Annotated in this window: 10 protein-coding genes; 2 read left to right on the plus strand and 8 right to left on the minus strand. The window is 71.3% G+C overall.

The genetic code is table 11. The features are described 5' to 3' along the window. Nucleotides 1-5: 5 nt before the first annotated feature. Together QUY26_RS00760 and QUY26_RS00765 are read right to left on the minus strand one after the other, a co-directional pair. On the minus strand, nt 6-1,223 hold the full coding sequence (locus tag QUY26_RS00760; protein WP_289955357.1) for a cytochrome P450 family protein: 1,218 nt from the start codon (nt 1,221-1,223) through the stop codon (nt 6-8). Between the two features lie 210 nt (nt 1,224-1,433). Further along, nucleotides 1,434-2,033, minus strand: a complete 600-nt coding sequence (locus tag QUY26_RS00765; RefSeq protein ID WP_289943143.1) for a short chain dehydrogenase — start codon at nt 2,031-2,033, stop codon at nt 1,434-1,436. Between the two features lie 70 nt (nt 2,034-2,103). Here QUY26_RS00765 and QUY26_RS00770 point away from each other — a divergent pair, with 70 nt between their 5' ends. Together QUY26_RS00770 and QUY26_RS00775 are read left to right on the plus strand one after the other, a co-directional pair. Further along, nucleotides 2,104-3,165, plus strand: a complete 1,062-nt coding sequence (locus tag QUY26_RS00770; protein ID WP_289943144.1) for a LysR family transcriptional regulator — start codon at nt 2,104-2,106, stop codon at nt 3,163-3,165. 790 nt (nt 3,166-3,955) lie between these two features. Further along, complete coding sequence (locus QUY26_RS00775) at nt 3,956-4,429, plus strand: ATP-binding protein (RefSeq protein ID WP_289955359.1); 474 nt, start codon at nt 3,956-3,958, stop codon at nt 4,427-4,429. 23 nt (nt 4,430-4,452) lie between these two features. Here the strand turns inward: QUY26_RS00775 and QUY26_RS00780 are convergent, their stop codons facing one another. The 6 genes from QUY26_RS00780 to QUY26_RS00805 form a co-directional block, all read right to left on the minus strand. Continuing rightward, complete coding sequence (locus tag QUY26_RS00780; RefSeq protein WP_289943145.1) at nt 4,453-4,893, minus strand: hypothetical protein; 441 nt, start codon at nt 4,891-4,893, stop codon at nt 4,453-4,455. A gap of 69 nt (nt 4,894-4,962) precedes the next feature. Continuing rightward, nucleotides 4,963-6,942, minus strand: coding sequence for an aminotransferase class I/II-fold pyridoxal phosphate-dependent enzyme (locus QUY26_RS00785; protein ID WP_289943146.1), 1,980 nt, complete (start codon nt 6,940-6,942; stop codon nt 4,963-4,965). Beyond that, nucleotides 6,926-7,900 (minus strand): NAD-dependent epimerase/dehydratase family protein, encoded by a 975-nt coding sequence (locus tag QUY26_RS00790; RefSeq protein ID WP_289943147.1) that lies wholly within the window; start codon nt 7,898-7,900, stop codon nt 6,926-6,928. The genes QUY26_RS00785 and QUY26_RS00790 overlap by 17 nt, the downstream gene beginning before the upstream one ends. Nucleotides 7,901-7,902: 2 nt before the next feature. Continuing rightward, nucleotides 7,903-10,698, minus strand: coding sequence for a non-ribosomal peptide synthetase (locus QUY26_RS00795; RefSeq protein ID WP_289943148.1), 2,796 nt, complete (start codon nt 10,696-10,698; stop codon nt 7,903-7,905). Between the two features lie 201 nt (nt 10,699-10,899). Further along, nucleotides 10,900-12,060 (minus strand): ATP-grasp domain-containing protein, encoded by a 1,161-nt coding sequence (locus QUY26_RS00800; protein ID WP_289943149.1) that lies wholly within the window; start codon nt 12,058-12,060, stop codon nt 10,900-10,902. A gap of 69 nt (nt 12,061-12,129) precedes the next feature. After that, nucleotides 12,130-13,287 carry an ATP-grasp domain-containing protein gene (locus QUY26_RS00805; RefSeq protein WP_289943150.1) on the minus strand — a complete coding sequence of 386 codons (1,158 nt, stop codon included), beginning with the start codon at nt 13,285-13,287 and terminating at the stop codon, nt 12,130-12,132. Between the last annotated feature and the right edge of the window lie 68 nt (nt 13,288-13,355).

Here is a 13,355-nt window from a genome sequence, read left to right on the forward strand (position 1 = left end):
GCCACTCAGCCCGTCGGACGCACGGGCAGCTCCCGCACGCTGTTGCCCACGAAGCCCTCGTTCCGGGCGAGTTCGGCCTCGGGGACGGCAAGGTCGAGGTCGGGGAAGCGTGTGAACAGGCGCTCCAGGGCGATCGTCGCCTCCATCCTGGCCAGGGGCGCGCCCAGGCAGTAGTGCGCGCCGTGCCCGAGGGAGAGGTGCCGCGTGGATCCGGTGGTCCGGGCGGGCCTGGTGACGTCGAAGAGGTGCGCGTCGGGGCCGTACGCCGCCGTGTCGCGTCCGGCGGCGGAGTATCCGGCGAGGACGGGGGTGCCCTGGGGGATGAGGGTGCCGTGCAGGGTGAGGTCGCGGGTCGGGTAGCGGAACGGGAAGTAGCTGACGGGGCTGTCCCAGCGCAGGGTCTCCTCGACGACGTCCGTCCAATCGGCCCTTCCCGAGCGGACGAGGTGGAGTTGGTCGCGGTGGGCGCAGAGCGCGCGGACAGCGTTGGTGATCAGGTTCAGCGTGGTCTCGTGACCAGCGATGATCATCAGCAGGAGGGTGCCGATCAGCTCCTGCGGGCTCAGCCGGTCGCCGTCCTCGTCGCGGGCCGCGATGAGCGCGCTGGTCAGGTCGTCGCCGGGGTGCTCGGTGCGGCTCGCGACGACGGCGGCGAGGGCTTCGGTCATCGCGCGGTTGGCGGCTGTCGCCTCCTGCGGTCCGATGGCCGTGCTCACCACCTGGTTCGACAGATGGTGCAGGAGGTCGCGGTGTTCGGGGTCCACGCCGAGCAGTTCGCAGATCACGCCCATCGGCAGCGGCAGGGCGAAGGAGGCGCGCAGGTCGGCGGTCCCGCCCCCGTCGACGGCGGCGTCGGCGAGGCGGTCCAGGAGCTCGGCGGTCAGCGTCTCGATCCGTGGCCGCAGCCTCTCCGCCCGGCGCGCGGAGAACGCCTTGCTCACCAGCGTGCGCAGCCGCCGGTGGTCGTCCCCGTCGGCGGTGGTCATGCCCGGGACGGTGGCGAAGGTCCGCAGCGGCCAGCCGTCGGGGATCGCGCCCCGGCTCAGCGCGGTGAAGTGCGCGGCGCCCTTGGCGACTTCGGGATGGGCGAGGAACTCCTTCAGTGCCTCGTATCCCAGGACGACCGCGCCCGGCACGTCGCCGGGGAGCACGACGTCGGCCACGGCGCCTTCCGCGAGCAGCCGGGCGTTGTCCGCGTGCGGGCAGCCTCCGGCCGGGTCCATCCGGTACGGCGTACGAGGTGACGTGTTCAAGTGATCCTCCCAGGGCCGGGGATGACGCGCCTGTCCGCACGGCGAGCCTCCCCCCGTCGCGCCCCCGGGGGCCACACCCCTGCACGTGATCGCTACCGCGGTGGCCGGGGAGAGCGGCCGCGTTCCGGGCGGCCACCGGGTGCGCGTTCCTCACCGGCGGCCGCCCCGCGGACGGGTCTCTCACCGCACGGCGTAGACCTGTCCCGTCTGCGCGCCCTCGACGGAGCGGACGTACGCCTCGGTGACGCGGGCGAGGTCGACGGGCGGCATGCCGGGGAAGAAGGAGCCGTAGTCCGCCAGGCTCTCGGTGAAGACGGTCGGGCTCACCGCGTTGACGCGCTGCGGGGAGATCTCGATGGCGGCCGCCCGGACGAAGGCCTCGACCGCGCCGTTCGCCATGGACGCGGCGCTCCCGGTGGGGATCGGCTCGTCGGCGAGGACACCGGAGATCAGCGTGAAGGACCCGCGGGCGGCGACGTGCGCGACGCCCTGGCGGACGAGTTCGATCTGGCTGAGGACCTTGCCGCGGTACGCCGCCTCGTAGTCCTCGGGCTCGATCTTTGCGACGGGCTTGAACGGGGTGTCGCCCGCGGCGCTCACGACGGCGTCGACGGGGCCGGCCGCCGCGTACAGGGCGGCGATCTGGGCCGGGTCGGCGATGTCGTGGCGCAGGTCACCGCTGCTGCGGCCGACAGTGACGAGTTGATGGCCGCGCGCGGACAGCGTCTGGTGGACGGCGGCGCCGAGCTTTCCGGCGGCGCCGATCAGGAGAATCTTCATGGCGGGGACCCTAGGGCGGCCCGCCGCCGACCGGGAAATGTCCGCCACGCAGTGCTTATGCTTCCTGGTTATGAATGCTGGAAGCGGGGGTGCGGGAGCCGTGGGGGCCGGACTCGGGGCCGCCCCGGAAGCCGTGCGGGCCGGGCGCGGGACCCCCGCGGAGGCCGGCCGCGGGGACGCCGCCGACGTCGAACTGCGGCATCTGCGGGCCCTCGTCGCGATCGACGCCGAAGGCACCGTCACGGACGCCGCGATCGCCCTCGGTGTCAGCCAGCCCGCGCTGTCGCGCACCCTGCGCCAGTTGGAGAGCCGGCTCAGCACCCGCCTCGTCGACCGCTCGACCCGGCACGTGGCGCTCACGGACGCCGGACGGCGCCTGGTCGAGCACGCGCACCGCATCCTGCGCCTGGTCGACGACGCGCTCGCCGAGACCGCCGCCGACGGACGCCCGTTGCGCATCGGCTTCGCGTGGTCCGCGCTCGGCCGGTACACGGTGCCCCTGCTGCGCGCCTGGCGCGAGAACCGGCCCGACACGGCGGCTCAGGTCCTGCGCCGCGACGACCCACAGGCGGCGCTGCGGCGCGGCGAGGTCGACCTGGCGCTCCTCCGCACGGAGCCCGTGCCGGACAGCGATCTGGTGTGCGTGCCGCTGCTGCGGGAGCGCCGTGTCGCCGCCCTGGCCGTGGACCACACGCTCGCCGGTCAACAGGCCGTCCGCCTGGAGGAGTTGTCGTACGAGCCGGTGGTGATCTGCTCGACGGCCGCCACGACGGCCGCGCACCTGTGGCCGACCGGGCGGCGCCCGCACACCTTCGAAGTGCCCGGTGTGGACGAATGGCTCACCACCATCGCCACCGGTGAGGCCGTCGGCGTCACCGCGGAGAGCGCGGGCCACAGCCACCCGCACCCCGGCGTCCGCTACGTCCCGCTCACGGACGCGCCCTCGGTGACCGTCCACCTCGTGCACCCGCGTGTGCCGCGGCACCCCGCGACGGCGGAGTTCCTCGACCACATCAGGATGCTGCTCGCCGAGGCCACGCGCACGGAGAGCCCTGAGACCACCGGACTGCCCTATTCGCAGCGAATTCCATGGATTCCCGGCGGCGGATCGAAATCGATGTACTGGAAGTGACCGTGCGCCTCGGCTCCGGGCAGCTCGCGCAGCACCTTCCTCGGCAGCACTCGGGATTCCCTCAAAGACGCCTGGCACCGTGCGGGCGTGAAGTCGTCGTCGAGGACGGCTTCGAGGACCACGTCCCGTGTCCCGGCGGTGAATCCGAACGCTGGTGAGGTTGTCCGTCCGCTGGGGCGGAAAGGTGATGCTGAACTTCGTGGACGGCGTCCCCTACCGTGCCGAGGACGTCAATTTCTGGGGCATCACGTTCGCGCCCGACGACCGCACCTTCTACGCGACCATGGCGTCCAAGGGCCGCGCCTGGCTGATGCGCGGCGACCTCACCCGCCGCACCCTCACAGCGGTGCGCGGCAACGTCGAGTGCCCGTCCCTGTCCCCGGACGGCGACCGCCTGGCCCACGAGAAGCGCACGGCGAAGGGGCGGTGGCGACTGCACGTGCTCCGTCTCGGCAAGGGGGCGTCCCCGCAGCGGGACCTTCCCCTGGCCGAGACCGCCCCCGTGGACGACCAGCCCTCGTGGCTGGACGCGGACGCCCTCGCGTACGCCCGCTCCGCGCACGGCAGGCCCACCCTCTTCACCGTCCCGGCGGACGGCTCGGGCTCACCGCGGCGGTCATGGCGGGCTCGTCGCCGACGGTGCCGACCGGCTGATCGCCGAGCCGCCGGTCCGCGAGCGGGCTTCCTCTCAGGGCGAAACCGACCGATGAGATCCAGCCGCGTTCCGGCACGATTTCGGGGTAGAGGCGTTCCTGTGAGACACGGCGTCATAGCGGGCGGGACGGACCAGATGGATCGAGTTGCGGCGGAGGGCGACATAGCGTCGCTGGTCAGCTCGGGTCTGTCGGTGTCCCGTGCCTTCGAGGGCAGTGAGGAGATCGGTGCCGCCCGCGACCTGGCGCGGTCGTTCCTCACCGACATTCAAGCCGTGCACGGGACGCCTGTCTCCGTGCGCGTCCTGAGCACCGTGCAGCTGGTGGTCAGCGAGCTGGTCACCAACGCCCGCAAGTACGCGCCGGGGCCGTGCCTGCTGACGTTGGAGGCCCGGGGCGGGACGGTGGACGTCACGGTGTGGGACAGCGAGCCCGCGCTGCCCGCGATCCTGCCCGCCGACCCGGGCCGGATCGGCCAGCACGGTCTGGAGATCGTGATGGCGGTGTGCCAGAGCCTGCACGTGCAGCGGGAGCCCGTCGGCAAACGGATCACCACGGCGATCTCGCTCACCGACGAACCCGCCGGGGACGCGGCCGACCGCCGACTGTGACCGCCGACCGCGCCCCGGTCCGGCTACGGAAGCCCGATGGGCGCGTTCACCCCGTCCTTCGTCTCCACGACCAGGAACGACAGGACGTCGTCACCGATGTTCCTGAGGTCGTGCAGATGGTGTTGCCCCGCTTCGAAGCGGAAGTGGAGGACCTGCCCGCGGACGTACGCGATCTCCCGCGAGGCGCCGTCGCTCGCGTGCTGGCGGGCCCGGCCGTCCGTCAGGGCGATCCACGTGTAGTCGAGGACGTGCCGGTGGACCGGTACGCGCTCTCCCGGCTGGAGCGTGGTCTCCCAGACGCGCAGCGTCTCGGTCTCCTTGAGGAGCGTTTGGCCGATACGGCCGTTGTGGGTGTTGGCGTCGAACTCCTCGATCAGCGGCGGGCTCCAGCGATCGAAGTTCTTGGCCACGACCGTGCTGGTCAGGGGCGGGGTCGAAGGGGTGGAGTGTGACTCGGTGCCCACGAAACGGATCCTTTCCAGGGGGCGTCGGGGTGGTTGCGCGGCGGCGGTCGCGCGGGGGCCGCGACCTGCTCACAGGGCGAAGGAGAGGGCTTCGAGCAGGGCGTCGTTCGCGCGCCGGTTGCCGATGGAGATCCGGCAGGTGGCGGGGATGACGTGGCCCGTGTCGGCGACGGCGATGCCCGCGTCGCGCAGCCGCTCCGTCACCAGGTCGTGCTTGTGCAGGCGGACCAGCAGGAAGTTGGTCTCCGAGGGGAACACCCGGTCCACCGCCGGGTGCCCGTCCAGGGCCGCGGCCAGCCGCTCGCGTTCGGCGCGGATGAGCTTGACGGCGGCGAGCGCTCGGCCCGCGTCGGTCAGCCGGTCCCGGACGGCGCGCTGCGAGGCGTCGGTGAACCCGAAGGGCACCTGGAGCCGTCGCAGGGCCTCGATGACGCCGGGCTGTGCGAGGGCGATCCCGCAGCGGGCACCGGCCAGGCCCCAGGCCTTGGAGAGGGTCCTCAGGACGATGAGGTTGTCGTGCCGGGCGACCAGGGCGGCGTACGAGGGGTTCTCGCTGAACTCCACGTACGCCTCGTCGATGACCACGACGCCGTCGGTGCGCGTGACGAGGGCGTGCACCTGGTCCGGGTCGAGCCTGGTCCCGACGGGGTTGTTCGGGTCGCACAGGATGGTGACCCGTGGGTCCGCCGCCAGGATCCCTTGAAGGTCGAGGTCGCGCAGGTCGTCGCCGCGCAGCGGCACCTCCACCAGGGGCAGGCGCAGGACGCGGGCGAAGTGGGTGTACAGCGGGAACGTCGGCGGGGTGACGCAGACGCTCTCGCCGGGCGAGGCGAGCGCCGCGAGGAGCAGCATGACGCCGTCCACCGCCCCGCTGGTGAACAGCACGTGGTCGGGGCCGAGGGCGTCGACGCCCTCGTGGCCGGGCAGTGCCGAGAGGGCGCTGAGGTAGGTGTGGGCGAGTTCCGTCGTGTCGAGGTGGGGGTAGTTGCCCTCGGGTCCGAGGAACGGGTTGGTGTTGCTCGTCAGGTCGACCGTGTCGAACCGCGGCTGGTGGCGGAACCGGGCCGGGCCCGGGACCGGCACCGTCGTGACGGGCGGGGCCGCGAACCGCGACAGTTCCGGTTCCCGCGGCCCGTCCTGCGCGGCCGTGACCCCCTCGGCGCGCAGCCAGTGGTCGAGCGGGACGAACAGGTCGGCTCCGAGGCACCGCATGCGCTCGGCGTCCCCCCGGCCGAGGTGCACCCATTCCAGGCCGGAGGTGCGGGCGTCGGCGTACAGCTGGTACAGGGTGGCCACGTAGAGGTCGTCGCGCACCGCGGCGTCCTCGTGATCGATGGCCTGCGTGAGGCAGTAGACGCCGCGGCCGTTGTGGGAGGCGGTCGTCAGTCCGGCCTGGACGACGGTGTCGCCGCGACGGCGCAGGAACAGCTCGGTGCGGTCGGCGAGCGCGCCGTGGGCGAGGGCGTCGAGGGCGGCGGCGTTGTAGACGTGGTCGCCGTGCTGCCCGTGCTCCCTCCTCCGCTCCGCCTGGCGCCGGTGGAGGTCGGCGAAGGCCGCGCGCGCCCAGGGCTTCCCGTCGATGTCGCGCAGGCGGATCCGCTCCCACGTGGTCTCCTGGGACACCGCGTGGTGGCGGCGCCGGACATCGCGGAGCCGGTCGGCGCCGACGCGGGTCCGCAGCACGTCGTCCACCTCCCCCGTCAGCCGGACCACGCACTCGGGGGCGGCGGGGACGGGCACGAGGCCGGCCGCCCGCAGCGCGCTGGTGTCGTCGCTGCGCCGCACACCGGGCACGAGAATCTGGTGCGCGTCCAGGGCCTCCGCCCTGCGGACCAGCTCGGCCAGGGCGTGCGGGGTCGGGACGGGGCTGGTCGGCCCGTACAGGCATCCGCCGCCGATGAGGGTCGGGCGTTCCCGCACGGCGGGGTCGAGGGGAGTGAACGCCTCGGTGTCCTGGCCGAGTTGGGCCAGCAAGGCCACGGGGTCGGCGGAGCCGAGGGCGGCGCACAGCACCTGCTGGAGCGCGTCGAGATCACAGGGCCTGCGCATGCCGGCTCCGTTCGCCGTCGAGGTGGGTGTCGAAGTACTCCCCGATGCGGTCCTGGTACTCCTCGAACAGCTCCGCCAGGGTGCGGGCGATGCCGGTCTTCCAGGCGACCGAGCAGTCACCGATCAGGCTCCGGCGGACGCCGTGGTCGAAGATCGCGGTCTCGCGGCTGTGGTCGCCCCGGTCCAGCTCGACCGGTACGCCGGTGAGCGCGGACATGTACTCCAGCAGGTCCGTGACGCCGACCTCCTCGTCGCCGCCCCAGTTCACGACCCGCGCGGGTGCCCGCGCCGCCTCCCACAGCAGGGGCACCTGCCGGACGACGTCGTCGGTGTGCAGGAGGTTGCAGTAGTTCTGCCCCTCGCGCGGCACCGCGCACGGCTCTCCGCGGCGCATCTCGTTGAAGAGGATCATGGGGACGCCGCCGTGGCCGTACGGCCCGTACGCGATGTTGAGCCGGGCGATCACCGAGGGCAGCCCGAGTGCCTCGGCCAGGCCCCGCACGACTCCTTCGGCGGAGAGCTTGGCGACGGGGTAGGTCGGCAGCCAGGGGGCCGTGCCGCCGAGGGGGTCGCCCTCCCGGTAGCGGTGGGTGCGGTCGGCGCGGTCGTAGACGACGCCGGACGACACGTACAGGAACGCCTCCGCGCCCGCGCAGTGCGTCATGAGGCGCGCCGTGCCGACGGCGTTGACGCGCGCGGTCTCCTCGAAGTCCGTCCGGTCGCCGCGGTGCACCGCCGAGTGCAGGACGTGGGTGAAGTCGCGCGGCAGGTCCGCCAGGTCGCCGTCGGCCATGTCCCAGGTGAAGGTGCGCGCGCCCTGCTCCTCCAGGGCCTCGCGGGCGGTCGGGTCGCCGAAGCGGCCGAGGCACCACACCTCGTTGTCGGCGGCGAGCGCCTCGGCGACGGGCCGCGCGACCTGGCCGGTGCCGCCCGTGATGAGGATCTTCTTCCCGTGCATGGTCAGTGGCTCCTGGTCGTGTCTGCGGTGGCGGCGGTCTCGCCGGTGTCTGCGGTCTCTTCCGCGAGTGCTCGGCCCAGTTCGCGCCGCAGGGTCGCTTGGAAGGTCTGGACGTGCTGGGGGCTCATGAGGGTGTAGTGCTCGCCGTCGACTTCGATGTACCGGTTGGTGGTGCGGGTGAAGTCGTCCCAGTGGCGGAGCTGGCCGTTCAGCCACTCCTCCTTGGTGCCGCGCAGCGGGGTGCAGTAGAAGACCTGCGTCCGCGCGACCGATCCGGAGGGTTCGTAGGTCCGGCCCAGGTGCACCATGCTCTGGGCGAGGTTCACCCAGGCGGTGAACCGCTCGACGGTGAGATCGAGTTCGGTGAGGCGGCTCCGCGGCGCCTGGTCGATCAGATACGCGAGCTGGTCGGCCTCGGGCAGGCCGCGAAGTGTGGCGGTGAGGCCTTCGACGTCGGCGGCGCCGATCAGTTCGAGGAACAGGGCGAGGTTGATGGCGCCGTCGGTGAACGTGATCTCGTTCATGCGGCCGGAGATGCTCGGCGGCAGGTTGAAGACGCCGACGAACCTCACCTCGTCGCCGTCGGCCTCGAGGCGCTTGGCCATCTCGAAGGCGACCGCGCCGCCGTAGGAGTAGCCCGCGACGGCGTAGGGCCCGCGGGGCTGGGTCCGCCGCACCGCGTCGACGTAGGTGGACACCATCTCGTCGAACGAGGCGAAGTGGCTCTCGCCCTTGCCGAAGCCCCGGGCCCGCAGCGCGTAGAAGGGCCGTTCACCGGTGAAGTACTTGGCGAGGTTCACGAACACCAGCACCTCCCCCAGGCCGGGGTGCACGCAGAACAGCGGCGTACCGTCCCCGGTGACCTGCAGGGGCACCAGCGGGTCGTACGCGGCGTCGCCCCCGGTGCCCTGCCCGCCGGTGAGGCGCCCGGCGAGGGCCCGTACGGTCGGGGCCTGCAGGAGCGTCGCCATCGGTACGTCATCGATGCCGAATCCGGCCTGGATCTCCAGCTTGAGCCGCAGCACGTCGAGGGAGGTGCCGCCGAGGTCGAAGAAGCTCGCGGTGACCGGCACCGCCCCGACGTTCAGGACGCGGGCGTAGATGTCGGCCAGCGCGGTCTCGGCGGCTCCCTCGGGTGCCACGTGGGCGCCGAGGAACCGGGTGCTCACCTCGCTCGCCCGGCGGACCGCCGCGTCGAGGCCGCCCGCTTCGACGGCCGTGCGCAGCCGGGTGCGCTGGATCTTCCCGAGGTTGCTGCGGGGTATCTGCTCCTCGGTGACGGGCAGGACGAGCTGGGGCCTAAACCCCCAGTGCATGATCGTGGAGCTGCGGATCGCCACGACCGCCCGGTACACGGCGGTGTCGTCGCCGAGGTCGCCCGCCGGGACGAACGCGACGGCGAGCTGTTCGGAGTCGGCTCCCCCGGGCCGGATCGGGAAGGCCGCGACCTGCCCCCGCCGCACGTCGTCCAACTCGTCGAGTGTCGCTTCCAGGTCGTGGCTGTAGTAGTTGACGCCGTTGACGATGATGGAGTCCTTGGTACGTCCGACCAGCGTCAACCGGCCTTCGGCGTCCAGGTGTCCGAGGTCTCCGGTGCGGAACCAGCCGTCGGCCGTGAACGCCCGCGCGGTGGCCTCGTCGTCGCCGAAGTACCCGTCGGTGACCATGGGCCCGCGCAGTTGCACCTCGCCCGCCTCGGTCGGCCCCGGCTCGTCGGTGGTGGCGAGGACGCGCCCCTCGCCGTCGGTGACGCGGACGCGCAGGCCGTGCACCGGCCGCCCCAGGGGCGGGAACTCGGTGAACAGGTCCCGGGCGGCGAAGTCGCGGTTGAACACGCTGCCCGCGCACGTCTCGGTCATCCCGAACGCGGGCACGACGACGTCCTGGCGCAGCCCGTAGGGGGACAGCGCGGCCAGGAAGTCCCGCACGGTCGCGCTGACGGTGGCCTCGCCGCCGGAGATGATGTGCCGCACGTGCGACAGGTCCACCTCCTCCCGCGCGGGGGGCCGCCTGGCGAGCGCCTGGTTGAGCTGCCCGAACAGGAAGTTCGGCGTGAAGGTCACGCGCACCCGGTGGGCCGCGAGCAGCCGGAGGAATTCCACCGGGTCGGCCAGGACCGTCGCGGGGGTGGCCATGACCTGGTCGGCGCCGTTGAACATCGGCAGCAGGTGCGCCTCGATCGCGGCGATGTGATCCGTGGAGATCCAGTTCAACGAGGTGTCTGCGGGGCCGAGGCCGAGCGCTCCGGCCTTGCCCGCCTGGGCGGCGATGAGGTTGGCGTGCGTGAGCCGGACGGCCTTGCTGGAGCCGGTGGACCCCGAGGTCAGCATGAGGAGGGTGAGGTCGCCGGGATCGGGGGCGTGGGGCGCGGCGCTCTCGGGTGCGGCGTGGCTCAGTTCCTCCACCGTCACGGTCCGCAGGCCGATGTCGGGCAGGTCGCCGTGGGTGGCTTTCGAGGCGATGACCAGCGGGTCGTCCAACAGGGCGCGCAGGTGGTCCAGTTGGTTGCGCCAGCGGGACGGGTCGGCGGGCGGCGCGACCGGGCACGGGACGAGGCCGCCGAGGACGCAGCCCCAGAAGGCGCGGAAGAAGGACTCGGGGTCGTTCGCGGCGATCAGTACCCGGTCTCCCGGGACGGCGCCCTGGTCGCGCAGTCCTTGGGTGATCCGGCGGGCGCTGTCCCGCAGCTCGGCGTAGGACAGGAACGAGCCGCCGATGAAAGTGATGCCTCGGGTGGTGTCCTGTGCCGCGCTCTCCAGCAGCTGCGGAAGCGTCGAGGCGGATATGTGGTCCGGCATGGGGCGGAGACCTCCGATCAGAAGGGTCGGAAAACGGCCCTGGATTTCCATCACGACGGGGTTCTTCAGGGATGGCGAAGCCGAACGAGGAAGACGTGGTGAATTCGCATGAGGAGGAGGTGGTCAATACGTGCGGAGGGGGTGGGGGTGAATGCGTACGGGGAAGGGGCGCGGGCGGGGGCGCTGGTGTGAGCCCCGGCGTCAGCCGAGCTCGTTGAAGCGCACGATGTCCTCGATCCGCTGCCGCAGCTTCAGTTCGTCCGGGTCGGACACGATCGCCTTTCCGACGCAGCCGTACGGGCCGAGTGGAGTGTCGGGCGACGACGAGTACTGGATCTCGTCGAAGGCGAAATGACGCTCGAAGTCCTCTTGCGTGAGGGTGTTTCCCTCGGGGCGACGCAGCAGGAGATAGCCGTGGAAACGCTCCGGCGCGCTGTGGCCCACGGACCGGTCCGGTTTCTCTCCGAGCGCGAGGCTGATCTCGGTGTCGAAGAGATCGACGCCGAACGTCAATTGGTTGACGTCCGGAGACAGCGCCCCCGGCAGCCGGATGGCGCACTCGCCGAAGGTCGGCCCGGTTTCCTCGACGAACACTTCCAAGTGGAAGACGCAGTCGGGCGCGCCCAAGTGGGAGAGCGTCTGTCGGGCGATTTCCTCCGTCCGCCGGAAAAGCGCTGTGTGCCGTCGTTCGTCGAGGATGTGTGCGGCAAGCACGGCGCCGTGTTCCGCACTCAGCGGTGAGAGGTGATAGCGGGTCATCGACGACCACAGGAGATCGCCGTCGGTCCAGATACCGTCCATATAGACTTCCGGCGCGTCGATGAAGGACTCGGCGACGATCTGTACGTCCGACTGCCCAGGAAGCACTTCGACGGCTCGCGCGAACTCCTCCGGGGAACGCACGACATTCGTCCGCCGGGAACCGGCGCCGGTCGCCGGTTTGACGACGAAGACGTCACCCAGCTCGTCGACGAGGTCCGCGTGCGAGGTGCCCGGGGTGACGTATCGGCAACGCGCCCGCTTGATCTGCGGCGGCAGCGCGCTCTTCTGCAGGTACTTGTCCCGGAAGTACAGAGCCGTCCTCGCGTCCCGGTTGCCGGGAAGGCCGAGCTGCTGCCGCAGACAGGCCGCCCCGAACACGCCCATCTCGTGCACGCTCAGCACACCGGCCACATCGTGGAGGCGCGCGGCGAGCACGGCCCGCAGGACTTCCTGGACGTTCTCCATGTCGGCGACGCGCGTGCGCCTTCGCCCGGGCGGCGGGATCGCCGGGGCCTGCACGATGTAGTAGGGGTCCAGGCCCCGGCGCCGCAGCGCCCGGTCGAGATCCTCCCGGTACCCGATGACGATCATTGTCGGCATTTCTCGTCTCCCCCGAATGCAGCCTGCCGCGATGTTTCCGCAGGGCCGGCCTGGCGGCTCTTCGCCAGGTCAGCCGAGCTCGTTGAAGCGCACGATGTCCTCGATGGTCTTCTGCAGTTGCAGCTCGTCCTCGTCGGACACGACGGCCTGCCCGACACGGCCGTACGGCCCGAGCGGAGCGTCCGGCGACGAGGGATAGTCGATCTCGTCGAAGGTGAAGGCGCGCTCGAAGTCCTCCTGGGTCAGGGCGTGGGAGCGACGCAGCAGGATGTAGCCGTAGAAGCGGTCAGGTGCCGTGACGTCCAGATCCTGAGTGAACCGCTCCCCGAGCGCGAGGCTGATCTCGGCGTCGAGGAGGTCGACGCCGAACGTCAATTGGTTGACGTCCGGAGACAGCGCCCCCGGGAGCCGGATCGCGCACTCGCCCAGCGTCAGCCCCGACTCCTCGACGAACGTCTCCATGTGGAAGACGCAGTCCGGTGCGCCGAGGCCGGCGAGCACACGCCGGGCGAGCGTATCCGCCTGCCGGAACAGCTCCGGCTGGCGCCTCCGGTCGAGGACGTGCGCGGCGAGGACACCTCCCTTCACGGCGCTGAGCGGCGAGATGTGATTGCTGCTCAGCGACGACCAGCGAAGAGCACCGCCCTCCCAGATGCCGTCCAAATAGACTTCCCGGGCGTCGACGAACGACTCGGCGACCACACCCACGTCCGACTCGTTCGGCAGCAGCTCCGAGAGGGCTCGCGCGTATTCGTCCGGGGTGCGCACGATCTCCGTACGCAGAGACCCCGCCCCGGTCGCGGGTTTGACGACGAAGACCTCACCCAACTCACCGACGAGCTCGGCGAAAGAAGTTCCCTGAGGTACATACCGGCACCGCGCACGCCTGACGTCGTCCGGCAGCGCGCTCTTCTGCAGGTACTTGTCCCGGAAATAAAGGGCCGTCCTCGAGTCCGTGTTCCCGGGCAGGTTCAACTGTTGCCGCAGATACGCCGCCCCGAAAACGCCCATCTCATGCACGCTCAGCACGCCGGCCACATCACTGATGCGCGCGGAGAGCACCGCTCTCAGCAATTCCTGGGCGTTCTCCATGTCAGAGACACGCGTGAACCTGCGCCCTGGTGGCGGGTTCATCGGCGCCTGCACGATGTAGTAGGGATCCAAACCGCGACTCCGCACCGCGCGGTCAAGGTCGTCGCGGTATCCGACAACAATGATAGAAGGCACTCTCGCATCCCCCGAATTACGTCAAGCCAACACCATCAACAAGTCGTTCTCAACAAGACGGGACCTAC

Source organism: Streptomyces flavofungini (assembly GCF_030388665.1).
Taxonomy (GTDB): domain Bacteria; phylum Actinomycetota; class Actinomycetes; order Streptomycetales; family Streptomycetaceae; genus Streptomyces; species Streptomyces flavofungini_A.